The sequence below is a fragment of the Actinacidiphila sp. bgisy160 genome (assembly GCF_057707815.1).
On sequence record NZ_JBYIQW010000070.1, the window covers coordinates 12,854 to 33,827 of the forward strand.

General features: G+C 73.6%; 24 protein-coding genes. 14 read left to right on the top strand and 10 right to left on the bottom strand.

The features are described from left to right. Positions 1-13: 13 nt before the first annotated feature. A complete protein-coding gene (locus AC3EUJ_RS33380) occupies positions 14-1,231 on the top strand; it encodes an MFS transporter (protein WP_431968095.1) in 1,218 nt (405 codons plus the stop codon). On the opposite strand, the gene AC3EUJ_RS33385 is transcribed toward AC3EUJ_RS33380, so the two are convergent. The 3 genes from AC3EUJ_RS33385 to AC3EUJ_RS33395 form a co-directional block, all read right to left on the bottom strand. Beyond that, positions 1,182-1,871 (bottom strand): alpha-ketoglutarate-dependent dioxygenase AlkB family protein, encoded by a 690-nt coding sequence (locus tag AC3EUJ_RS33385; RefSeq protein ID WP_431968097.1) that lies wholly within the window; start codon positions 1,869-1,871, stop codon positions 1,182-1,184. The two genes, AC3EUJ_RS33380 and AC3EUJ_RS33385, sit on opposite strands and share 50 nt — an antisense overlap. Positions 1,872-1,982: 111 nt before the next feature. Next, a complete protein-coding gene (locus tag AC3EUJ_RS33390; RefSeq protein WP_431968099.1) occupies positions 1,983-2,495 on the bottom strand; it encodes a methylated-DNA--[protein]-cysteine S-methyltransferase in 513 nt (170 codons plus the stop codon). 55 nt (positions 2,496-2,550) lie between these two features. Next, positions 2,551-4,101: an AlkA N-terminal domain-containing protein gene (locus AC3EUJ_RS33395; RefSeq protein ID WP_431968101.1), complete on the bottom strand. Its 1,551-nt coding sequence runs from the start codon at positions 4,099-4,101 to the stop codon at positions 2,551-2,553. Positions 4,102-4,539: 438 nt separating this feature from the next. Between AC3EUJ_RS33395 and AC3EUJ_RS33400 the strand changes: the two genes are divergently transcribed. After that, positions 4,540-5,061 carry a hypothetical protein gene (locus tag AC3EUJ_RS33400; protein ID WP_431968103.1) on the top strand — a complete coding sequence of 174 codons (522 nt, stop codon included), beginning with the start codon at positions 4,540-4,542 and terminating at the stop codon, positions 5,059-5,061. A gap of 113 nt (positions 5,062-5,174) precedes the next feature. Beyond that, the gene (locus AC3EUJ_RS33405; RefSeq protein WP_431968105.1) at positions 5,175-6,143 is read left to right on the top strand and encodes a YihY/virulence factor BrkB family protein; all 969 of its coding nucleotides are present in this window, start codon (positions 5,175-5,177) and stop codon (positions 6,141-6,143) included. A gap of 35 nt (positions 6,144-6,178) precedes the next feature. Here AC3EUJ_RS33405 and AC3EUJ_RS33410 read toward each other — a convergent pair whose 3' ends face one another. Then, positions 6,179-7,273: an NAD-dependent epimerase/dehydratase family protein gene (locus tag AC3EUJ_RS33410; protein WP_431968107.1), complete on the bottom strand. Its 1,095-nt coding sequence runs from the start codon at positions 7,271-7,273 to the stop codon at positions 6,179-6,181. Positions 7,274-7,428: 155 nt separating this feature from the next. Further along, positions 7,429-8,595 (bottom strand): MalY/PatB family protein, encoded by a 1,167-nt coding sequence (locus tag AC3EUJ_RS33415; RefSeq protein WP_431968109.1) that lies wholly within the window; start codon positions 8,593-8,595, stop codon positions 7,429-7,431. A gap of 147 nt (positions 8,596-8,742) precedes the next feature. Here AC3EUJ_RS33415 and AC3EUJ_RS33420 point away from each other — a divergent pair, with 147 nt between their 5' ends. Further along, the gene (locus AC3EUJ_RS33420) at positions 8,743-9,399 is read left to right on the top strand and encodes an SAM-dependent methyltransferase (RefSeq protein ID WP_431968111.1); all 657 of its coding nucleotides are present in this window, start codon (positions 8,743-8,745) and stop codon (positions 9,397-9,399) included. A gap of 75 nt (positions 9,400-9,474) precedes the next feature. Here AC3EUJ_RS33420 and AC3EUJ_RS33425 read toward each other — a convergent pair whose 3' ends face one another. Beyond that, positions 9,475-10,518, bottom strand: coding sequence for an SRPBCC family protein (locus AC3EUJ_RS33425; RefSeq protein WP_431968113.1), 1,044 nt, complete (start codon positions 10,516-10,518; stop codon positions 9,475-9,477). A 4-nt stretch (positions 10,519-10,522) separates the two neighbouring features. Continuing rightward, the gene (locus AC3EUJ_RS33430) at positions 10,523-11,281 is read right to left on the bottom strand and encodes a histone protein (protein ID WP_431968115.1); all 759 of its coding nucleotides are present in this window, start codon (positions 11,279-11,281) and stop codon (positions 10,523-10,525) included. Positions 11,282-11,393: 112 nt separating this feature from the next. Here AC3EUJ_RS33430 and AC3EUJ_RS33435 point away from each other — a divergent pair, with 112 nt between their 5' ends. Genes AC3EUJ_RS33435 through AC3EUJ_RS33470 form a run of 8 tightly spaced genes read left to right on the top strand, consistent with a single transcriptional unit; the run spans position 11,394 to position 15,090 of the window. Further along, positions 11,394-11,729 (top strand): gas vesicle protein GvpO, encoded by a 336-nt coding sequence (locus AC3EUJ_RS33435; RefSeq protein WP_431968117.1) that lies wholly within the window; start codon positions 11,394-11,396, stop codon positions 11,727-11,729. Positions 11,730-11,756: 27 nt separating this feature from the next. Further along, positions 11,757-12,224 (top strand): gas vesicle structural protein GvpA, encoded by a 468-nt coding sequence (locus AC3EUJ_RS33440; protein WP_431968119.1) that lies wholly within the window; start codon positions 11,757-11,759, stop codon positions 12,222-12,224. Positions 12,225-12,226: 2 nt separating this feature from the next. Next, entirely contained in the window at positions 12,227-12,940 is a 714-nt protein-coding gene (locus tag AC3EUJ_RS33445) for a GvpL/GvpF family gas vesicle protein (protein ID WP_431968121.1), read from the top strand. A 22-nt stretch (positions 12,941-12,962) separates the two neighbouring features. Next, on the top strand, positions 12,963-13,217 hold the full coding sequence (locus AC3EUJ_RS33450; RefSeq protein ID WP_431968123.1) for a gas vesicle protein GvpG: 255 nt from the start codon (positions 12,963-12,965) through the stop codon (positions 13,215-13,217). A gap of 14 nt (positions 13,218-13,231) precedes the next feature. Continuing rightward, on the top strand, positions 13,232-13,684 hold the full coding sequence (locus AC3EUJ_RS33455; RefSeq protein WP_431968125.1) for a gas vesicle protein: 453 nt from the start codon (positions 13,232-13,234) through the stop codon (positions 13,682-13,684). Continuing rightward, a complete protein-coding gene (locus AC3EUJ_RS33460; RefSeq protein WP_431968127.1) occupies positions 13,677-14,483 on the top strand; it encodes a GvpL/GvpF family gas vesicle protein in 807 nt (268 codons plus the stop codon). Before AC3EUJ_RS33455 ends, AC3EUJ_RS33460 begins: the two co-directional genes overlap by 8 nt. After that, complete coding sequence (locus tag AC3EUJ_RS33465; protein WP_431968129.1) at positions 14,480-14,695, top strand: gas vesicle protein; 216 nt, start codon at positions 14,480-14,482, stop codon at positions 14,693-14,695. The genes AC3EUJ_RS33460 and AC3EUJ_RS33465 overlap by 4 nt, the downstream gene beginning before the upstream one ends. Further along, the gene (locus AC3EUJ_RS33470) at positions 14,692-15,090 is read left to right on the top strand and encodes a gas vesicle protein K (RefSeq protein WP_431968131.1); all 399 of its coding nucleotides are present in this window, start codon (positions 14,692-14,694) and stop codon (positions 15,088-15,090) included. Before AC3EUJ_RS33465 ends, AC3EUJ_RS33470 begins: the two co-directional genes overlap by 4 nt. Positions 15,091-15,106: 16 nt before the next feature. On the opposite strand, the gene AC3EUJ_RS33475 is transcribed toward AC3EUJ_RS33470, so the two are convergent. Beyond that, on the bottom strand, positions 15,107-15,871 hold the full coding sequence (locus tag AC3EUJ_RS33475) for a YqjF family protein (protein WP_431968133.1): 765 nt from the start codon (positions 15,869-15,871) through the stop codon (positions 15,107-15,109). 246 nt (positions 15,872-16,117) lie between these two features. Between AC3EUJ_RS33475 and AC3EUJ_RS33480 the strand changes: the two genes are divergently transcribed. Together AC3EUJ_RS33480 and AC3EUJ_RS33485 are read left to right on the top strand one after the other, a co-directional pair. Continuing rightward, on the top strand, positions 16,118-16,552 hold the full coding sequence (locus tag AC3EUJ_RS33480) for an ATP-binding protein (RefSeq protein WP_431968135.1): 435 nt from the start codon (positions 16,118-16,120) through the stop codon (positions 16,550-16,552). Between the two features lie 172 nt (positions 16,553-16,724). Continuing rightward, positions 16,725-17,930, top strand: coding sequence for a PP2C family protein-serine/threonine phosphatase (locus AC3EUJ_RS33485; protein ID WP_431968137.1), 1,206 nt, complete (start codon positions 16,725-16,727; stop codon positions 17,928-17,930). A gap of 129 nt (positions 17,931-18,059) precedes the next feature. Here AC3EUJ_RS33485 and AC3EUJ_RS33490 read toward each other — a convergent pair whose 3' ends face one another. After that, positions 18,060-19,832, bottom strand: coding sequence for a S8 family serine peptidase (locus tag AC3EUJ_RS33490; protein WP_431968139.1), 1,773 nt, complete (start codon positions 19,830-19,832; stop codon positions 18,060-18,062). Between the two features lie 122 nt (positions 19,833-19,954). Continuing rightward, positions 19,955-20,485, bottom strand: a complete 531-nt coding sequence (locus tag AC3EUJ_RS33495) for a hypothetical protein (RefSeq protein ID WP_431968141.1) — start codon at positions 20,483-20,485, stop codon at positions 19,955-19,957. Between the last annotated feature and the right edge of the window lie 489 nt (positions 20,486-20,974).

Consider the following 20,974-nt stretch of genomic DNA (forward strand, 5'->3'; position numbering starts at 1 on the left):
GACACTCGCGTTCATGCGCACCTACCAAGAGCTCTTCCGCACACGGGAGTTCACCCCACTGTTCCTGGTCTCCACCGGACAGGTCGCGGCGCAGACGGTGAGCGGGCTGGCCCTGGGCACCCTGGTCTACGACGCCACGGGCTCGCCGCTGCTGTCCGCCCTCGCGATGTTCGGCCCGTCCCTCGCGCAGGTGGCCGGGGCGACGACCCTGCTGTCGGCGGCCGACCGGCTGCCGCCGCGCGCCGCGCTCACGGCCGTCGCCCTGTTCTTCGCCCTCGGCACCGCCGTGCCGGCCGTCCCCGGTCTGCCGGTATGGGCCGTCTTCGTCGTCCTGACCGCCGAGGGTTTGGTGGCGTCCCTGGGCGGCGGGGTGCGTTACGGACTGCTCCACGAGATCCTCCCCAAGGGCGGCTTCCTGCTGGGCCGTTCCGTGCTGAACATGGCGACGGGCACCATGCAGATCTGCGGCTTCGCCGCCGGCGGTCTGCTTCTGGCCGCCCTGTCCCCGCGCGGGGTCCTGCTCGCCGGCGCGGCCCTCTACCTCGCGGCCGCGGCCGCCGCCCTGACCGGACTGCGCGCCAGGCCCCCGCGCGCCGGCGGCCGCCCCTCGGCGGCCGAGACCTGGCGGACCAACGTGCTGCTGTGGTCCACCCGGCCGCGCCGCTACGTGTACCTGGCGCTCTGGGTGCCCAACGGCCTGATCGTCGGCTGCGAGTCGCTCTTCGTGCCCTACGCTCCGGACCACGCCGGGCTGCTCCTGGCCGCCGCGGCCTGCGGCATGCTCGCCGGGGACACCATGGCCGGCCGGTTCGTCCCGCCATGGTGGCGCGAACGCGCGGGCGCCGCGCTGCGACTGCTGCTCGCGACCCCCTATCTGGTCTTCGCGCTGCACCCGGGGCTGCCCCTCGCGGCGGCCGTCGTCGCCCTGGCCTCCGTCGGCTACGCGGCCGGCCTGCTGCTGCAGGAACGGCTGATGGCCCTCACCCCGGACGAACTCAGCGGGCACGCCCTGGGGCTCCACTCCTCGGGCATGCTCGCCTGCCAGGGTCTGGGCGCCGCCCTGGCCGGCGCCGTCGCCCAGCACACCTCCCCGGCGACCGCTATGGCGGTCATGGCCGCCGCCTCCGTCGCCGTCACCTTGGCGCTGGCCCCCGGCCTGCGCCCGGGCACCGGGAGCGCCGTCACGCCCGCGGCGCCCGCCCCCGGACCGTCGCGTCGTCCAGTCCCGTGACCCGCATCGTGATGTTCAGCCGGCCGGAGGCCAGACCGGTGGCCGGGTCGCCCGTGCCCGGGTGGACCTTCGGCACCGCGTGGAAGGCGAAGCGGGACGGGCCGCCGAAGACGAACAGGTCGCCGGAGGCCAGCTCCAGGTCCGTGTACGGGCGGTTGCGGTTCTCGGTGTTGCCGAAGCGGAAGACGCAGGTGTCTCCGATGGTCAGCGACACGACGGGGGCGTCGCTGCGCTCGTCCTTGTCCTGGTGCATGCCGAGCCTGGCGTCGCCGTCGTAGAAGTTGATCAGCGCGGTGTCCGGGGTGTAGCCGTCGCCCGCCGCCGGGTCCTCGTACGCCTCGACCAGGGCGCGGCGGCCCAGGTCCACCATCCAGTCGGGGAAGGGGGCCACCCGGGCGCCGTTCACGTCGTCCGCGGTACGGGTGTAGCGGTACGGCTGCCAGTGCCAGCCGATACAGACCGTACTCACCGACATCACCCCGCCGCGGGGCAGCCGGGTGTGCCGGATCGGGACCGGCCCCATCGCCCAGGCGCGGCAGGCGACGACCAGCTCCCGCTGCTCGTCCAGGGTGAGCCAGCCCGGCACGTGTACCGCGCCCGGCGCCACCCGCAGCCGGGGACGGGGGATGAGCGCGCTCACCGGGCACCGCCCTGACCGGCCAGGCCCTCGGGCGGGACCAGCGGCGAGGCGGGTGCCGCTGCCGGTGCGTCGAGGTGGGTCATGGCGTACCGCTCCGTCGCCCTCACGTCCTCACGCCGTCCGGCGCCCGGCCTCGAGGTCCAGCAGCAACTGCTTGCGCTCCACCCCTCCCGCGTAACCGGTGATCGCTCCCTTGGCGCCGACCACGCGGTGGCAGGGACGGACGACCAGCAGCGGGTTGCGGCCGATCGCGGTGCCGACCGCGCGCGAGGAGGTGCGGGGGATGCCCATCGTGTCGGCGACGTCCGCGTAGGTGAGCGTCGTTCCGTAGCCGATGGTCTCCAGGGCCTTCCACACCTGCTGCTGGAAAGCGGTTCCCGCGGTGGTGAACTCGATGTCGAAGTCGATCAGTTCGCCGGCGAAGTACGCCCGCAACTGCCGGGTGATCCCGGTGAACGCGCCGGCGTCGGCACGCGCCTCCGCCAGGTCCGCCGCGACGACACCGCCCCTCTGGTTCGGCACCGACAGCGAGGAGAGCGCGGTGCCACCCTTCGCGGTCGGCGACTCCTCGCCGACCAGCAGCAGTTCGCCCAGCGGGCTGTCGAGGGTCGTGTAGACCGTCATCGGTCCTTCCCTTTCCTCATGCATTCAGTGACATCTGTGATTTTGCGGTGATAGGTCACCGATGTCCGGCAGGATTCGGACGCCGCATTCTCGCCGCCGGCGCTCTTGCGGGTTCCGCCCGTACTGGTCGATCGGCGCGCCACAGCAGGTGCATGGCGTACGTGCGCCACGGCCGCCAGCCCTCGGCGTCCTCCAGCGGGACACTGGCACGCGCGGCCCCCGCGCGCACCGCGACGTCGCCCTCCAGGAGCACATCGGGATCGCCGAGGGCGCGCATCCGGATGTACCCGGCCGTCCACGGCCCGATGCCGCGCACCGCGAGCAGGTCCTTCTCGGCGCCGTTCCGGTCCGCGCCCGGGTCGAGGACGACCTCGCCGGTGGCGAGCGCGCGGGCCAGCCCGCGCAGGGTCTCCCGCCGCGCCCGCGGCATGCCGACCGCCTCCAGTGACGCCCCGGCGAGCGCGTCCACGCCGGGGAACAGGTGGGTCAGGCCGCCGCTCGGCGCCGTCAGCCGCTCACCGTGGGCGGCGACCAGCGCGGCGCCGAGCCGGCGACCCGCCGCCACGGAGACCTGCTGTCCCAGCACCGCCCGCACCGCCAGTTCGTGCGGGTCGGTCGCCCCGGGGGCGCGCAGTCCGGGGCGGGTCCGGGCCAGGGCGCCCAACGAGGGGTCCGCGGACAGCCGTTCCGCGACCGCGTACGGATCGGCGTCCAGGTCGAACAGGCGCCGCACGCGCTGCGTCGCGGTGGTCAGGTCGCGCAGCCCCGTCAGGTGCAGCCGGCACTCGAGCCAGTCGCCGCCCCTGCCGGGCGCCTCCTCGACCTCGGCGACCGCGGGCCCGTGCGGCAGCCGGAGCGTCCGCCGGTAGACCCGCCGGCCGTGGCTCCCCGTGACCTCCTCGACGCCGGCGATCGCGCGGGCCGCCAGGTAGTCGAAGACCTGCCCGGTGTCGTACGGCCCGCGGTACGCCAGCCGCAGGGGCACGCCGGCCGCGGCCGCGGCGGCCGTGTGCCGGGCGGGGCGTGCCTGCCGCAGCGCGGTCGGCGTGAGCGCGTACACCTCCCGGATCGTGTCGTTGAACTGCCGTACGCTCGCGAAACCGGCCGCGAAGGCGATCTCCGCGGCCTGCATGTCCGTGGTCCGCAACAGGATGCGGGCGGTGTGCGCCCGCTGCGCACGCGCGAGGGCGATCGGTCCCGCCCCCACCTCGGCCTTGAGCTGCCGCTGCACCTGCCGCGCGCTGTACCCGAGCCGTGCCGCCAGCCCCGCGACGCCCTCCCGGTCCACGACGCCGTCGCCGATCAGGCGCATCGCGCGACCCACCACGTCGGCCCGCGCGTTCCACGCGGCGGACCCCGGCACCGCGTCCGGGCGGCACCGCCGGCAGGCCCGGAACCCCGCCCCCTGGGCTGCCGCCGCCGTACGGAAGAACCGGACGTTGCGCCGCTTGGGCGTGACCGCCGGGCAGCTGGGGCGGCAGTAGATGCCCGTCGTCGTCACCGCGAAGAAGAACTCGCCGTCGAAGCGCGCGTCGCGGCTGCACACCGCCTCGTACCTGCTGTCCTCGTCGGTCGTCTCGCTCGTCACCCCTCCACTGTGCGGCATCGCGCGCGGGGGTCGCTGGCGGGATTCGGACGTCGCGTTCCGGGCGGGGGCCGACTCGCCGCCCGAGGCGGTACCTGTGACGGACGCGGCCTCGGGGGACGCCCACGGAAGGCCGCGCGGCGCCCGTGCCGCAGGCCCTGTTCACGGAGTCACCCGTGGGTCGGCACCCGCTCCACACCGACCTGCGGGTGACCCGGTCGACACCGCCCTCCCCGCCATGCGGAGACGGCTGGAGCGGGACCTCCTCGGACGCCGGCTCGTCGAGGCCCCTCCCTGGTGGCCGGCCCGCCGAGGCCCGGGGACCCGCCGCACGGCGGACGACGAGGCCATCCGGGCCGAGCGGAGCCGTCCGTCGCCGTCGCTGTGAGCGGCGTGCGCGGGGCGCGGCGGTTGCGGTCCGGCCGTGCGGGGCCGGACCGGCTCGGTGATCCTGAAGGGGTGGCAGCCGGATCCGCCCCGCGGGACCTCACCGGCCGGGAGGCTCCCGGCACGGGCCGCGCCGACTACACCGGGGCCGTCTACGGATCGCTCCTGGCCGCCTCGGTGGTGGCCGGGGCCGGCTCGGCGGGCCCGTACCCGCGGCTGGAGCTGGTGGTGCTGCTGATCTGCACCGGCCTGGTTTTTTGGGCCGCGCACGTCTACGCCGGCTTCGTCGGCGACCGCCTGCGCAGGGGGAAGGCCACCTGGCGCGAGATCCGCCACGAGTGCGTCCGCGAGTGGCCGATCGTGCAGGCCGCGCTGCTGCCGGCGGCCGCGGTCGCGGTGAGCCCGCTGCTCGGGCTCGGGCGGGAGGGCGCGGCGTGGCTGGCCCTGACCATCGCCGTCGCCCAGCAGGTCGGGTGGGCCGGCGCCGCCGTCATCCGCGTGGGCGCGTCCCGCTGGGCGGTGGTGTCGGTGGGGATCGTGAACCTGGTGCTGGGCCTGGTCATCGTGGCGGCGAAGGTCGCGCTCCGGCACTGAGCGGCAGTCATCGCTCCATGCGGTGTCCACCCCGTGGAGAGCGGTTCATGGTGTTCTGATGCGTTTTGTGGTGGTTCTCGTGGGGCAGATGTGCCCCGAGGCGGTGAACGCGCATGGCTCGTCACCTGCAGACCGGCGCCCGCACGCCCACCGAGCTCCCTCAGGAGTCCTGGCGGGTGGTGCTCCGGCGCACGGTGAAGGAGTTCTGGGCGGACCACCTGACCGACTGGGCCGCGGCGCTGACCTACTACGCCGTGCTGTCGGTCTTCCCCGCGCTCCTGGTCATCGTCTCGGCCGTCGGCCTGCTCGGCGGGCCCAGTGTCAAACCCCTGATCGCCAACGCGAGCGGTCTCGCGCCCGGACCGGTCCGCGACACGCTGACCGGTGTGCTCGGGCAGCTCCAGCACGGCGTCGGCAGAGGGGGGCTCGCCCTCGCGATCGGCGCCGCTGTCGCCGTGTGGTCGTCCTCCGGCTACGTCGCGACCTTCATGCGGGCCGCCAACGCGCTCTACGACATCGACGAGGGCAGGCCCTTGTGGAAGACCCTGGCAGGCAGGTTCGTCATCCCCGTGGTGCTGCTGGTGGTCACGGCGCTCATCGCGATCGGCGTGGTCTTCACCGGGGCACTGGCTCGCAGGACGGGCCAGGTGCTGGGGGTGGGCGACGCCGCGCTCGGCGTGTGGGGCATCGTCAAATGGCCGGTGATGCTCGTGCTGTTCGGCCTGGTTCTCGCGCTGCTGTACTGGGCCGCCCCCAACGTGAAGCACGGCGGCTTCCGCTGGGTCAGCCCCGGCAGCTTCCTGGCCGTGGTCATCTGGGCCGCGGCCTCCGCGCTCTTCAGCCTGTACGTGACCAACTTCAGCAACTACAACAGGCTCTACGGCAGCCTGGCGGCGATCATCGTCTTCCTCGTCTGGCTGTGGATCTCCAACATCGCCGTCCTGCTCGGCCTGGAGTTTGACGCCGAGCTCGAGCGGGCCCGGGCGCGCCCGGACGGGGGTCCGGACGACGGTCACGACGACACGGTGCCCAAGGCCGCCCCGCAGGACACCGAGCGGCTCCGCGCCGACGAAAGGCCATGACCGCACCCCGCTGCACCGGCGCGCCCGCAAAGCCATCAGGGCCGTGAGCCGACACCGGTCGCGACCTCGTGGAGCCGGCCGCCGGCCCCGCCCGGTGCCAGCGGGGCGGTCGAGGCGTCGCCCGCGCCCTCGCGCAGCCCCGCGAGGAACTCCTCGATCGCCTGCGTGGCGGTGTGGCGCGGCTCCCAGCCCAGTTCGCGGCGGGCCCGCGCGGTGTCCATCAGCGGCAGCCTCACGACCGCGTCGAACAGGCCGGGGGACGAGGGCACCAGGTGCAGCCGCCACGCCCCGGCCAGCGCCGCCCGCACCGCGCCGCGCGGCATGCGGACGACCTGCGCCCCGAGCAGCGCGGCGAGTTCCCCCGCGTCCAGCGGCGGATCGGCCGCCAGGTTGAAGGCCCCGCGTACGGGGCGGTGCAGCGCCGCCCGGTAGGCCTCGGCCGCGTCGTCGGAATGGAGCGCCTGGAAACGCAGACCGCGCATGTCGGGGACGACCGGCACAAGGCGCGGCCGCACCAGCCGGTTCGGCAGGAACGGCCCGGCGAACAAGCGGCGTTGCTGGGCGGCGGACTCCCGCTTGAAGATGAAGCCCGGCCGCATGCGCACCACCCGCAGCCGCGGGTGCTCCCGCTCGAAACTGTCGAGACAACGCTCGACGTACGCCTTCTCCCGGCAGTACGCGGCCCCCGGCCAGCCGTGCGTGGGCCACGACTCGTCGACCGGGTACCGCTTCGGGCCGGGCGAGTACGCCGCCACCGACGAGGCGTACACCAGGACCGGCACACCGGCCGCGACGGTCGCCTCGAAGACGCGGATGCTTCCCAGGACGTTGGTACGCCAGGTCACCGACGGGTCGTGGGTGGGCTGCAGCAGCCAGGCCAGGTGCACGACGGCGTCGGCGCCGCGCAGATGCTCCACCAGACGCGTCCTGTCGTCGGCGAGGTCCGCGTGCACCCACGAGGTGCGGGCGGGTCGCCAGTCCTGGGGGGTCCTCCGGGCGATGCCGACGACGTCGGCCACCGCCGGGTCGTCGCCGAGCGCCCGCACCAGGCTGGTGCCGACGTTTCCGGTCGCCCCCACGACGACGACGCGCAGAGCACCGCCGTTGCGGGGCGCGGGGTCGTGCGCCACGATCCTCGCCTCCCTGGGCCGCCGTGAGCGCCCGGGCACCTCACCTCGCCGTCCCGGGGGTCCCGGCGCCCGGCACCCTGGCGGCCTCGTCCGATGCCTGCCCCGGTCTCTCGGCGGCTACCCGGCCGGGGGCGTTTCAGACCTCGGCGCGAGCGTCAGCCGATTGCCTTGGCCATACGGCGCACCGCCTCCGTGAGCACCTCGGGCGTCGTCGCGAGGTTCAGCCGCGCGTGCCCGTCGCCGCCTGTGCCGAAGTCGGGCCCCGCGCTGAGGGCGACCCGGCCGCGGTCGAGGAAGGCGGCGGCCGGGTCGTCGCCCAGGCCCAGCTCCCGGCAGTCCAGCCAGGCCAGATAGGTGCCCGGGGCCGGGTGGTAGCCGATCGCCGGCAGGTGCTCGGCCAGCAGTCCGGAGAGCAGCCGCCGGTTGTGCGCGAGGTCGTCCAGCACGGCGTCGAGCCACGGTCCGCCGTGGCGCAACGCGGCCGTGTGCGCGATGACGCCGAGGTGGCTCGGCCCGTGGCTGACCTCCTCCGGCATGCGCGCCAGGTCGTCCGCCGCGGCCGGCCCGGCCAGGGCGAGGGCCGCCTTCAGACCGGCCAGGTTCCACGCCTTCGAAGCGGACATCAGGGACAGGGCGCTCTCGCCGCCGGGCACGCTCAGGTACGGCACGAACGCCGCCTCGGCGGTCACCAGCGGCGCGTGGATCTCGTCCGCCACGACCCGCACCCCGTACGTCCCGGCCAGCTCCGCCACCGCGGCCAGCTCCCCGGCGGTGTGCACGGTGCCGGTCGGATTGTGCGGGCTGCACAGCAGGTAGGCGGCCCGGCCGCCGACGGCCGTGGACCGGGCGAAAGCCTCCTCCAGCGCCGCCAGATCCAGCCGCAGGCCGGGGCCGAGCGGGGCCTCCACCACGCGGCGGTCCATGTGCGCCACGAACTGGTAGAACGGCGGGTACACCGGGCAGTTGACGACCACCGGGTCGCCGGGGTCCGTGACGAGCTTCAGCATCTCGACGACGCCGAGCATCACGTCGGGCACGATCGAGGCGCGCTCCACGGCCAGGCCGTCCCAGCCCCACCGCTCGCGGGCGAAGTCCGCCAGCGCCTCCGCGTACGCGGTGCCCGCCGGATACCCCGTGTCGCCGACCGCGATCGCCTCCGTGAGCGCGCGGGCCACGGGCGCGGCCAGCGGCACGTCCATCTCCGCCACCCACAGCGGGAGCACGTCCTCCGGATGGGAGCGCCACTTCATGCTCGTCCGGCGCCGGAGCTGGTCGAGCGTGAGGTGACGCAGCGGGTGGTCGTCAGTCGACGTGGTGTCCATGACACCCAACATAGGCGCGGACCCGCTGCCGGGGCAGAGGGCGGGGGCGGAGGTGTTGCCGAACCGGCAAGAAGGCTTGCCCGGCGGGTGTGCGGGACCGCATCGTCGGGGGCAGGTCCACGCCCACGGCACGAGGAGACGACATCCATGACCGACGGCACCACCAGCGCGACCGGCGCCGAGTCCGAGGCGGAGTTCTGGGACGCCCGGTACGCCGGGAGCGACCGTGTCTGGAGCGGCAAGCCCAACAACGTCCTGGTCCGCGAGGCCGGGGCCCTGAAGCCCGGTACGGCGCTCGACCTGGGCTGCGGCGAGGGCGCCGACGCGGTCTGGCTGGCCCGGCAGGGGTGGCGGGTCACCGCCGTCGACATCTCCCGCGTCGCCCTGGAGCGCGCCGCCTCCCACGCCAAGGCGGAGGGCATCGCCGACGACCTCATCGACTGGCAGCGGCACGACCTGGGCGAGACCTTCCCCGAGGGCACCTACGACCTCGTCTCCGCGCAGTTCCTGCACTCGCCGAACGACATGCCCCGCGAGCGCATCCTGCGCGCCGCCGCGGCCGCGGTGGCCCCCGGCGGCGTGCTGCTCGTCGTGGGACACGCCGGGTTCCCGGCCTGGCAGACCGATCCGCACCCGGAGGTGCACTTCCCGACGCCGCAGGAGGTGCTGGAGAGCCTCGGACTCCCCGAGGGGGAGTGGGAGGTGCTGCTGACCGACGAGCACGAGCGCATCCAGAACGACCCCGACGGGCGGCCCACGACCCGTGTGGACAACACCCTGGAGATCCGCCGCCTGACGAGGTGACGGGGTGACACGACGCGCGGCGGGCCGTGGCGACCACGGCCCGCCGGCGCACGGGGGCCGGGGAGTGACGGGGCGTCAACGCCGGGCGCCCGCGTACTCCTCCTCGTCCTCGTACTCCTCGTCCTCGTCCTCCGGTTCTTCCTCGTCCTCGGGCTCTTCCTCGTCCTCCGGCTCTTCCTCTTCCTCGGGGTACTCCTCGTCCTCCTCGTCTTCCTCTTCGTCTTCCTCGTCTTCGGGGTAGCCCTCGTCCTCCGGCTCTTCCACTTCCTCTTCCTCGGGGTACTCTTCCTCGCCTTCCTCGCCCTCTTCGGTCTCCTCCGCCTCCAGGGCCTCCTCATGCGTGCGCACGACCTCGCCGTCGCGGATCTCGCCCCGCCAGCCCTCGGGCTCCTCGTTGGTGAGCGAGACGTACCGCAGGAAGTGCTTGAAGTCGAGGCGCAGCCGCCGGCCCTGGGCGCGCCAGAGGTTGCCGGTCTTCTCGAAAAGACCCGAGGGGTAGTACTCGACGACGAGGACGATGCGGGTCAGAGTGGGCGTGAGTTCGTGGAAGCTGACGCAGCCGCGCGTGGTGCCCTTGGCGCCGTCGGAACTCCAGACGATGCGCTCGTCGGGGACCTGCTCCACGACCGTGGCCTTCCAGCCGCGGGTCGAAGGGCCGACCTTGACCTTCCAGTCGCTTGTCGTGTCGTCGCCCTTGGAGACGCTGCGGACTCCCTTGGTGAAAGCGCTGAACTTCTCGAACTGGGTCCAGTGGTCGTACGCGAACCGGATGGGGACGCCGACGTCCTGGACCTCGACGATGTTCGTCACCTTCTGCGTTCCGGACTTGCGGCCCTTGCCCTTCTTGCCGCCGCCGAGCACCTGCTTCGCCTTGTCGAGCACGCCGCCTCCGAGGGCCTTGAGGGGGGAGTCGCCTTGGAGAATCCTCAGACCGGCCTTGGGGAGCACTCCGCCGTTCTCGGCCACACCCATCAACTGGTCGGTGAGGTCGGCGACTTTGTCGCCCGCTTTGTCGGCCAGATTTCCCACCTGGGCGCCGACGAAGTTGGCGAGTTCGTCGCGCAGTTGGTCCAGGCCGGAGGCCTGACCGTTTCCGGTGTCCTGTGCCGTCCTGGCCATCGGGCTACCTCCGCCGTGTGGACGTCTTCTTGGCCGCCGCCTTCTTTGCCAGGGGCTTGCGCGCCGCGGCCTTCTTGGCGGGCGCGGAAGCCTTCTTCGCCGTGCGCTTGGCCGGTGCCGCGGTCTTCTTGGCGGTGGCGGTCTTCTTCGCGGGTTGCGCCTTCTTGGCGGGCGCCTTCCTGGCCGTCGGCCTGCGCTCCGGCTCGCGTTCCGGCCTGGGTTGCCGGCTCTTCGCGGCGCGGCGGCGCCTGGGCGGTTCCTCCTCCCCTTCGCCCTCCTCCTCTTCCTCCTCTTCCTCCTCGCCCTCGGCTTCCTCGCCCTCAGGCTCCTCTTCCGCGTGGGCGGGGCGACGCCGCCGCTTCGACCGGGGCTTCTCCGCGGCCGCCTCTTCTTCCCCGCCTTGCGGTTCGTATTCCTCTTCCGACTCCTCTTCCTCGCCCCGCTTCTTCTTGGCGCCGATCCGGGCCGTGCGGTCGTGCAACGCGCCCGCCAGGTCGCCGAGCTTGCGGTCCGCGGCCGCCGTGACGGCCTTCCGCCCGGCGTCCATCAGCTCGCCGCGCAGCTGCTCGTTGAGGTCGGCGATCTGCGGGACCTCCTGGAGCTTGCGAATACCCTCGGTCACCAGTTGTTGCGGATCGAGTCCGGCACGGCGACCTGCGAGAAAGGTCGCCATCGCGAAGGCGAGCCGCCCCTTCTTGGCGCGACCGAGCACGTAGCCACCGGCGACAGCGGCGGCAAGAGCGATCTTGGTCGTGTCTTTCATCAGTCGTTCCCTTCGGAAAGCGACCTGTCGCCGCACACATGGGTGGGGGTGTATATGCTGAAATAGTACGTTTCTTAGTGGGGGTGGCGCTCCTCCGGAACCGGAGAAGGGGATGGCCGCAAGCGACAGGAACGCCCGGAACAAGGGCACCAGGCGCGGCCGGGACGGCGAAGGCGCAGAGCGACCGCGCAAGCGCTCCGCCGCCTGGGCGATGCGTTCCGCAGCCGATCAGCTCTTCGAACTCCTCGGCCGCAGGCCGGAGTCCGTCTCGGCGGTCAAACCCGTGGACGAAGGCTGGGAAGCGGACGTGGAGGTACTGGAGTTGGAGCGTGTGCCCGAGACCACCAGCGTGATGGCCACCTACCACGTAAAGCTCGACGCGGAGGGAGACCTGGTGGCGTACGAACGGACCCGCCGTTACACGCGGGGTCAGATCGACCGGCGCTGAGGCGACGAGGCGCTGAAGGGAGGCGCGATGACCGTGGTGCCGCAGGGCGGCGGCAATATCTCCAGGGGCGGTACGGGGAGTCTGTACGACGTCCTGGAGCTCATCCTGGACCGAGGTCTCGTCATCGACGTGTTCGTCCGCGTGTCCCTGGTGGGCATCGAGATCCTGAAGATCGACGCTCGCATCGTCGTGGCCAGCGTCGACACCTATCTGCGCTTCGCCGAGGCCTGCAACCGCCTGGACCTGGAGTCCGGCCGCAAACAGCCCGCCCAGCTCACCGACATCGTCGGCGAGATCACCGAGGGCGGCGCGAAGGGCAAGTCCAAGGGCGCGCTCTCCGGCGCGGTGGAGGCCGTGACCGGCGCCCTGAAGGGCGGTGACGAGGAGGATGACGAGTACGAGGAGGAGCCCGAAGAGGAGGAAGCGGAGTACGAGGAGGAGCCCCGGCAGCAGCGCAGGAGCACCAGGCGGGCCTCCCGGCGGGAGAGGGAATGATCATGGCCGTCTACGTCTACTCCATCACTTTCAGGGACCACCCGATGCGCCTTGACGGCCTCACGCCCGTCGGCGGGTCGGACGATCCGTTGCGCTCGGTGACCTCGGCGGGGCTCTCCGCGGTCGTGAGCGACGCGCCCGAGGACCTGCGCCCCCGGCGCAGGGACGTGCTCGCGCACCAGGCGGTCCAGGAACGGCTGATGGCCGATGGCGCGGTACTGCCGCTGCGCTTCGGTTTCACGGCACCCGACGAGGACGCCGTACGCGGCGTCCTGGACGACCGCGCGGGGGAGTTCCAGGAGCAACTGAAGAACCTGGAGGGCTGCGCCGAGTACCACCTGAAGGTCTCGTGGGACGAGGACTCGCTGCTGCGCCGGATCCTCGACGAGAACGACGAGGCACGCCGGCTGAACGAGGAGATCCGCGCCGGATCCGCCTCGCCCGACACGCCGCTGATGCTGGGCGAGCTGATGGCCAACGAGGTGCAGGCCCGCCAGCAGGCCCTCGGTGCGGGCATCATCGAGGCGCTGCGCCCCTTCGCGCGGGACGACGTGGCCACGGCCCCGGCCGGACAGGACTTCCTCAGCGTCTCCTTCCTGGTGGACGACAGCAAGGAGGAGATGTTCCTCGCCACCCAGCTCAGCCTGGCCAACCAGGTCGGCGAGGAATGCGACTTCCGGCTGCTCGGACCGCTGCCGCCGTACAGCTTCGTGTGAAGAGGACGAGTGAGGAGGCGTCATGGGACTGTTCACGCAGATCGTCACCCTGCCCCTGGCGCCGGTGCGCGGTGTGGGCTGGGTCGTCGAGCGCGTGCTGGAGGCCGCCGAGCAGGAGTACTACGACCCCGAGCCCGTCGAACGACAACTGGCCGCCCTGGAGAAGGAACTCCTCGCCGGACGGATCGACGACGAGACCTTCGAGGCACGCGAGGAGGAACTGCTCGACCGCCTCGAGGAGATCGCCGCGTTCCGGCGCGGTGAGGCACCGCCCTGAGACGAGGTGACGCAGTGACGGATTCCCCGGCCGGCCGGCTCGGCTCGTACCCCACGAGGGCCGCCTCCCAGCCGCACCCCTACGGGCAGGGGTCCTCGGCCAATCTGGCGGACATCCTCGAGCGGGTCCTGGACAAGGGCATCGTGATCGCCGGCGACATCCAGATCAACCTGCTCGACATCGAGCTGCTCACCATCAAACTGCGACTGCTGGTGGCCTCCGTCGACAAGGCCAAGGAGATGGGCATCGACTGGTGGGAGCGCGACCCCTCGCTGTCCTCGCGCGCCCACGGGGAGGGCTCGCTCGCCGAGGAGAACCGGCGGCTGCGCGAGGAGATCGAGGCGCTGAAGGAGGGGCGGGAGCTGACGGACACGCCACGCGGCAGCGTGGCCTCCCGCCACCGCACGCGGTCCTCCGCGGCGACGCAGCGCCGCCGCGGCGGCGGCACCGGGACGGACGATGAATGACCGGGTCAGCTACGCGTACGCCGTGCTGCGTGGCGACGGCGTGCCGGCCGCTGCCCTGGAGGCGCTGAGGGGCGTCGCCGGTGCGCCGGTGCGGCTCGTGACGTCCGGTGCGCTGGCCGCCGCCGTCAGCCCGGTGCCTGCCGCGGACTTCCGGGAGGACGCCCTCCGCGGCCACCTGGAGGACCTGGACTGGCTGGAGGCCGTCGCCCGCGCCCATCACACCGTCATCGAAGCGCTGTCCGCGCACACCACGGTGCTGCCGCTGCGGCTGGCCACGGTCTACCTGGACGAGGAACGCGTCCGCGACGTGCTGAGCGCCGACGACGCGGCGTTCTCGCAGGTCCTGGACCGCCTCACGGGCCACCTCGAATGGGGCGTCAAGATCTACGTGGACGCCCCGGCCGCCGCGGCACCCCCCGGCACCACCGACGCCCTCAGCCCCGGCCGCGCCTACCTGAACGCCCGCCGCGCCCAGCGGCAATCCCGGGACGAGGCCTACCGCGCGGCGGAGGAAGCCGCCGCACGCGTCGAGATGATCGGCCGCGAACTGGCCGCCGGGCACGCCCGGCACGGCGTCCAGCAGGGCCGACTCGCCGCCGGCGCGGGGGAGAACGTCCTCAACGACGCCTTCCTCGTCCCGCGCGAACAGGCCGAGGCCTTCCGGACCCGGGCGCTCGCCGCCGGCGAAGGACTTTCCGGCGTGCGCGTCGACGTCACCGGCCCCTGGGCCCCGTACTCCTTCGCCGTCCTCCCCGGCGCCTCACGGCACGAACCCGACGCGGCGGACGCGGCGCCATGACCGCCGCCGACCGGGCCCCCGAACCCCTGGCCGAGCGCCAGGTCGCGCTCGTCGACCTGCTCGACCGCCTCCTGAGCGGCGGCGTCGTCCTCACCGGCGACGTGGTGCTCTCCATCGCCGACATCGACCTCGTCCGCATCTCCCTGCGCGCTCTGATCGTCTCCATCAGCGAACGCCACCTCTCCCCGTGGGGCGCGGAGCCCGGCCCATGACATCCCTCGTACCCCCTGGCGACGACCACCCCCCAAACCGCCTCGGCGAGGTTTCCGACGCCGCCGCCCGGGCCTTCCGCCTCCTCCCCGCCGTCCCGCGTGACACCGCGTCGCCCCGGCCCGCGCGCCGGATCAGCACCGACCCCGACACGGTCGAACGCGATCTGATGAAGCTCGTCCTCACCCTCGTCGAACTCCTCCGCCAGCTCATGGAACGGCAGGCCCTGCACCGCGTCGACGCGGGCGACCTCACCGAGGAGGAGGAGGAACGCCTCGGCGCCACGCTCATGATCCTCCACGACCGTATGGCGGGCCTCTGCGCCGAGTACGGCCTGTCCATGTCCGACCTCAACCTGGACCTCGGCCCCCTGGGCACGCTCCTGCCGCCCGACTGAACGCGCGGACGATGCCTCAGGGCGTGGGGATGCCGCCGGGGCGGGCGGGACGGCCGAAGCGGACGGGGACGCCAGGGGAGTACAGGACGCTGACCGGCGGACCCACGGGAGCGGGGAGGCCGGCGGCCGTGACGAGGGTCTCGTCGCAGTCGAGCAGCTCGGCGTGGTGCAGCGGCCAGCGGGGGTGGGAGTTCGGCAGGTACAGCTGCCGTTCGAAGAACGTGTTGTGCAGGCCCCAGCGGGCGGTGAGGAAGTGCTCGAGCTCGGTGGGTTCCGCGATGGGCTCGCCGACGCGGACGGTGATCCGGGAGTGCGCCCCGCGCGGGCCCGGCCACCGCCGGGTGCTGGTGTACGTCAGGGTGTCGCCGTCGCGGCGGATCGCCATCCGCGACCACAGGTACGGCAGGCGGAACGCGGCGCGCGCGACCGCCATGGGTATCAGCCGGGACGCGTCGAGCGAGCGGAAGACGACACCGCGCCGCCCGTGGGCGTCCACGGAGTACAGGCGGACGTTCGTCTCCGGGAAGGTGCCCAGGTAGGGGACACCGGGGAGCCGGAACCAGCCGACGCGGCGCATGCGGAAGGCGACGAGACCGACATAGGTGACGCCGTCGAGGGTGTCGGGCACGGTGCCGGCCGGCAGGAGCGGCGCGATGCCGGCCGGGTCGGCCGCCCAGTGGAGGAAGGCCAGGTCGAGCCACGACTGGGTGAGCAGCGGGGCGGTGGCGACGTCGGGCGGGTCCGCGGTGATCGGTTCCGGGACGGTCTGCGGGGGCGGCACCCTGCCAGGATCGCAGACGAGGCCGGCATCTCACCGGCTCCGCGGGCGCGTGAACACGGTCGGGATCGCCCCATCGCCCCTGGAGGGCACGCCGGACCACTTCTGTGACAGGTGGGGTTCAGGGGGTCACAGCGGGGTACACCATGGGGGCAGGTACCGGGGGCCCGGATCCGTTGGGGACGGACAGGGGGCCCTCCCATACCGGTGACGCTGCGGAGCAGCCCTTCGGCGTGGGGAGTGATGGACATGACGCGCTGGTACGCGACCTGGTCACCTGCCGTACGCGGCACCGATGTGTACGTGTGCGAGCTGGAGCACCGCGCCCTGGCCGTCGCCGTCGCGCGACGTACCGCACGCACCGTGCTGACCGGTTGGTCGGTGCCGGAGGAATCCGTGCACGACGCCGTCCTCGTCGTGTCGGAACTGGTGACCAACGCCGTGGAGCACGCGCTGCCGCCGGTCGCCCTGCGTCTGCGGCGCGGCGAGATCGACGGCAGGGCGATCATCCGCGTCGAGGTCACCGACGGCGGGCCCGCGCCGCGGCACGGCGCCTGGGCCGCCAGTCGCGGCCCCGGCGAGCACGGCCGCGGCGCCGCGATCGTCGACAGCCTGGGCATCAGCTCCGGCGTCGGAGCCCGCGGCCGCGGCGGTGGACGCTGGGCGGACCTGCTGGCCGCCTGAACCCCGGAAAAGCGCGCGTGGATCCCCCACGCATGCCTCCGGGACCTCTGGAGCTGCGATGGGGTACGCGAATTTTGCCCGGAAGAAAACGAAATTCCCTTATGTTGGGACCGCGTAGAGCGGGGGCTGTCGTGGTCGCACCCGGTGCGGGTGCGGGAAGGGAGGTACCCGCATGCAGTTCGGGTCCCGTCTCTCGGTGATGCAGGATCCCGTCGGATCGGGTTGCAGAGTCTTCCTCGCCGTGATGATCGCCATCATCGCGGCGGTGCCGGTCGCCGACCTCTTCCTGCCCGAGGACGTCCATCTCGCCCACGTACTCGTCATCCCCGTCGCGCTGGCCTCCGCCTTCGCCGGAGCCGTACGGGGGGCCCTGACCGGGCTCGCGGCGGTGCTGGCGCTCGTCGCGGCCGGCGCCGAGCGGCACACGCTGCTCACCGAGAACGTGCTCGTCCAGCTCGGTTCGCTGGTGCTGCTCACCTTGCTGCTGGTCCTCATCAGCACCCTGCTCGAGCGGCGCAGACGTGAGCTCGCGGAGCTGCGCGAGGTGTCGGAGGCGGCCCAGGGCGTGCTGCTGCGGCCGCTGCCCACCCACGCGGGCCCGGTGACCATCGCGACGGCGTACCGCAGCGCCGGCGACGGTGACCGCATCGGCGGCGACCTGTACGCCGTCGCCCGCACCGCTCGGGCCACCCGCATCCTCATCGGCGACGTACGCGGCAAGGGCCTGTGTTCCATCGGCGACACCGAGACCGTCCTCGGGGCGTTCCGCGCCGCCGCCCACCGGCAGGCGCCCTTGGCGGAGCTGGTGGAGTCACTGGAGGCCAGCGTCCGCTGGGAGCTGACCCAGGCATGGGACGGGCCGAGTGACGCCGACGTCGGCGAGCGCTTCGTCACCGCCGCCGTCGTCGAGATCCCCGACGACGAGCCGTACGTGAACGTCGTCAGCTGCGGGCACCTGCCGCCGATCCTCCTCCACGACGGAAAGGTCACCACCCTCGACGTCCCGGAACCCGCGCCTCCGCTGGGCCTCGGCGGCCTGACCGGGAGCAGCTACGCTCCCACCACCTTCGCCTTCGCCCCCGGCGACCGGTTGCTGCTCTACACCGACGGCGTGACCGAGGCCCGGAACGACGACGGGGAGTTCTACCCGCTCACGAGCCGGGTCGCGGAGTGGGGCGACCGGCGCCCCGACCAGCTCGTACGGGAGATGACCGATGACCTGCTGGCCCACGTCGCCGCCCCGCTGGAGGACGACATGGCCGTGGTCGCGATCGTGCGCGAGGCCCGGAGGGTGCTGACACCGCACGCACGAGCCGCAGCCGGCACGGCCGGGGACGCCGCTGAGTCGGACGTTCGACCTGCCGGCCGCAGGATATGACGACGAACACCACGACGCCGTCGCCACGGCCCTGATCGAGCTCGTGGAGCACACCGCCCCGGAGGGCGGGCCGCCCGGGCCGGGCCCCGCGCGGACGCGCTGGGCCCGGCCCGGGGTGCGGGGCGGGCCTCAGTTGGGGGAGGGCGAGCCCGTCGCCATGGGATCGGCGGCCGCGTCGAACATCGCCGTCGTCGAGGCGCCGAGACCGAGCGCGGTCGGGGCGTCCGGCAGCCCGGCGCCGACGCGGAGCGGCTCGGTGACGGGCAGCGGACGGCTGGCGCCGCGGAGCAGGGCCATCAGCCGGTCCGTGCGGGCCGCGCCGCGCGGGTGCGGCGTCGCGCGCAGCTGGTCGTGGTGGGCGAGCACCAGCGCGGCCAGGCCGGTGAGGTGGGCCGCCGCGACCGCGGTGCCCTCGGCGACGGTGTAGGAGGCGCGGAGCGCCGTGGTGACGACCGCGGTCCCGGGCGCGGTGAGATCGACGCCGGGGCCGGTGGGCGTGAAGGGCGCCGGGTACGGGCCGGGCCACGGGGGCTGGGTGGCGGCCGCCGGGCTGTCCGGCGGGTAGGTGCCGGTGTGCGCGAGGGCGCCCGCGGCCAGCACGGTGGGCAGCGCCGCGAGCGGGCTCAGCGCCCCCGCGGTGTCGCCCGCCGGGGCGATGACGGCGATGCCGGCCGCGTGCGCGTCCATCAGCTTCCACGCCGCCAGCTGCGAGGGCTGGTCGTAGGTGACGTTGATCTGCGCGATGTCGATGTCGTGGGCGATGCAGTGGTCCACCGCGCGCAGCAGATCCGCCACACGGCCGCCGGGGAAGAGCTTGAGGGCGTGCACCGTGGCGTCCGCGGCGATGCCGGTGACCCCGGTGCGGTTGTCGGCGGCGGCCACGATCCCGGCGCAGCGGGTGCCGTGCCCGGTCGCGTCCGTACGCCAGCCCGCGTCGTCCGCCGCGGGGGTGAAGTCGGCCCCGGAGCGGACGGTGTCCTTCAGGTCCGGGTGCGCGGTGTCGACCCCGGAGTCCAGCAGGGCGACGGAGACGCCGTGGCCCCGATAGGTCGGGGGGATCTCGTGCAGGCGCATCGCCTGCCAGCCCCAGCCGGTGAGCGGCCGGTCCGGGAAGCCCTCGAAGGTCTCCGCCAGGGAGCGGACCACCACCTCCACCTCCGCGCCGGAAAGCGTGTCGTCGTCCGGGAAGGGGCGGCCGGTGCGCACCGGCCAGTGGTCGCCCGCCGGGCGTACGTACAGGGACCGGACCGTTGCCGGGGTGTCGGCCGGCAGCACGATCTGCGCCCGGCCGTCGGCGCCCGTGACGGCGTACGCCGTCGCACCCGTGCCCGTCGCCCACACCTGCGCGTCCGGCACGCCCTGCCCGCGGCTGGTCACCCGCACCGTGATGCGCGGCGGCTCCTGGAGGGTGACCTCCATCGCGGGGTCCACGGCCGGGACGGGAGGACGCGTCGAGGGGGCCGGGGTGTAGGCGAGCGGCTGGTCGGCCTCGACCACCACCTGGGGGTTGGCGGCCAGTGCCCGGGCGCGCTCGTGGGGCATCGTCACCACGGCCACCGGGGGGCACACCGGGTGGGGCTCGGCGATCGCCTCCAGCCCACGGGAGCGGGAGGGGCGCACCTGGGCGACCACCTCCACCTCCGGGTCCTCCTCGAGCAACGTGAACAGCGCCGAGGCCTCGACGGGCGGCACGCCCGCGGTCAGCCAGGGCGCCGGCCTGGGGGCCACCAGGTACCGGCCCCGGCCGCCGCCCGGCTGCCCGGGATGCGTCCCGGCCGTCCCCGCGTACTGCTCCGCGCCCTGTTTCGTCCCGCCGGCGTCCGATCCGGCACCGGGCCTGCGGCCGCCCTTGGCGCCGCCGTGCCCCTTCGCCATGCCGCCGTTGCCCTGCTGCTCACTCATCACGCTTCCGCCTTCACCGATCACCTTGCGTTGGACCACACCGCGCCGCTGCCGCGGCCGGGCGAACGGCCCGGCCGGCCGGGGCAGCCCGAAGGGGCCACCCCGGCCGACCGGGAGACCGGTCAGATGCCGAGCGGCATCTGGCCGAAGTGCTGCCCGTACGGCGACTGCCCGTACTGGGACTGGCCCGGGAACTGGCCGTACTGGCCGGACTGCTGCTGGCCGAACTGGCCGAACGGGGACTGGCCCTGGGCGATCTGGCTCAGCGCGCTGTGCACGACCGGAGCGATGCGGCGCGCGCACTCGGTGAGCACGCTGCTCCAGGCGTGCGGCGGGATCTGGCCCTGGGCCTGGATGCCCATCATGATCTGCGGGTCGATGCGCACCTGCTCGACCATGGCGTTGACCGCCGTGGCGGCACAGCGCAGCGACAGCTCGGTCACCAGCAGCGGCAGCTGGTGCTGGCCCTGCCCGATGCCGGGCTGGCCGAAGTGCTGCTGCCCGTAGCCCTGCAGGCCCATGAACGGCTGGGGGAAGCCCTGCTGTCCGTAGCCCTGCTGGCCTGCCCACGGCTGCCACTGCTGCTGACCGGACTGCTGCGAGTGCGGCTGCTGCAGCTGCTGACCGTACTGCTGGGGGGTGTAGACCGACATCAAGCTCCTCCTTGAGCTGTGACGGGAAAGGGATGCGACGGCGGCTCCGTGGAGGGGGCTCTCAGAACAGGTCCGCCGCCATGCGCAGCAAACCACCACCCGACAAAAACCGCTTCTCATGACATACCGCCACCAGAGGGTGCGTGGCGCCCGAGCTGCATCAACCTCCTTGTGGCCACCTCACCCGGACGGCCCACGCCGGGGGAGCGCCGGGGCGCAGCGGGATGAGCATCCCGACGGGCACGATCGAGGTCGGCCGGCGCGCTCCACGACGAGCGCCGCGGACGGGGTCCGCTCCTGCCGTGCGTCCCCCCGGGGAGGGCGGCGACGGAGGCCTCAGGGGGGCGGGGCGGTGGGGATGGCAGCGGCCCGGCGCGTACGCCCCCCGTCACGCACCCGGCCGACTCGCGCTCTTCCGCCGGCCGCGGCCGTGGGACCGGGGCGGGCGCGGGGGGGGGGGGGGGGGGGGGGGGGGGGGGGGGGGGGGGG

Bases quoted from the DNA above. Each gene is read 5' to 3' on its own strand.
- AC3EUJ_RS33380 (WP_431968095.1), top strand. From the start codon at position 14: ATGCGCACCTACCAAGAGCTCTTCCGCACACGGGAGTTCACCCCACTG.
- AC3EUJ_RS33390 (WP_431968099.1), bottom strand. From the start codon at position 2,495: ATGACGGTCTACACGACCCTCGACAGCCCGCTGGGCGAACTGCTGCTG.
- AC3EUJ_RS33395 (WP_431968101.1), bottom strand. From the start codon at position 4,101: ATGCCGCACAGTGGAGGGGTGACGAGCGAGACGACCGACGAGGACAGC.
- AC3EUJ_RS33405 (WP_431968105.1), top strand. From the start codon at position 5,175: ATGGCTCGTCACCTGCAGACCGGCGCCCGCACGCCCACCGAGCTCCCT.
- AC3EUJ_RS33415 (WP_431968109.1), bottom strand. From the start codon at position 8,595: ATGGACACCACGTCGACTGACGACCACCCGCTGCGTCACCTCACGCTC.
- AC3EUJ_RS33420 (WP_431968111.1), top strand. From the start codon at position 8,743: ATGACCGACGGCACCACCAGCGCGACCGGCGCCGAGTCCGAGGCGGAG.
- AC3EUJ_RS33425 (WP_431968113.1), bottom strand. From the start codon at position 10,518: ATGGCCAGGACGGCACAGGACACCGGAAACGGTCAGGCCTCCGGCCTG.
- AC3EUJ_RS33430 (WP_431968115.1), bottom strand. From the start codon at position 11,281: ATGAAAGACACGACCAAGATCGCTCTTGCCGCCGCTGTCGCCGGTGGC.
- AC3EUJ_RS33435 (WP_431968117.1), top strand. From the start codon at position 11,394: ATGGCCGCAAGCGACAGGAACGCCCGGAACAAGGGCACCAGGCGCGGC.
- AC3EUJ_RS33440 (WP_431968119.1), top strand. From the start codon at position 11,757: ATGACCGTGGTGCCGCAGGGCGGCGGCAATATCTCCAGGGGCGGTACG.
- AC3EUJ_RS33445 (WP_431968121.1), top strand. From the start codon at position 12,227: ATGGCCGTCTACGTCTACTCCATCACTTTCAGGGACCACCCGATGCGC.
- AC3EUJ_RS33450 (WP_431968123.1), top strand. From the start codon at position 12,963: ATGGGACTGTTCACGCAGATCGTCACCCTGCCCCTGGCGCCGGTGCGC.
- AC3EUJ_RS33460 (WP_431968127.1), top strand. From the start codon at position 13,677: ATGAATGACCGGGTCAGCTACGCGTACGCCGTGCTGCGTGGCGACGGC.
- AC3EUJ_RS33465 (WP_431968129.1), top strand. From the start codon at position 14,480: ATGACCGCCGCCGACCGGGCCCCCGAACCCCTGGCCGAGCGCCAGGTC.
- AC3EUJ_RS33470 (WP_431968131.1), top strand. From the start codon at position 14,692: ATGACATCCCTCGTACCCCCTGGCGACGACCACCCCCCAAACCGCCTC.
- AC3EUJ_RS33480 (WP_431968135.1), top strand. From the start codon at position 16,118: ATGACGCGCTGGTACGCGACCTGGTCACCTGCCGTACGCGGCACCGAT.
- AC3EUJ_RS33485 (WP_431968137.1), top strand. From the start codon at position 16,725: ATGCAGTTCGGGTCCCGTCTCTCGGTGATGCAGGATCCCGTCGGATCG.
- AC3EUJ_RS33490 (WP_431968139.1), bottom strand. From the start codon at position 19,832: ATGAGTGAGCAGCAGGGCAACGGCGGCATGGCGAAGGGGCACGGCGGC.
- AC3EUJ_RS33495 (WP_431968141.1), bottom strand. From the start codon at position 20,485: ATGTCGGTCTACACCCCCCAGCAGTACGGTCAGCAGCTGCAGCAGCCG.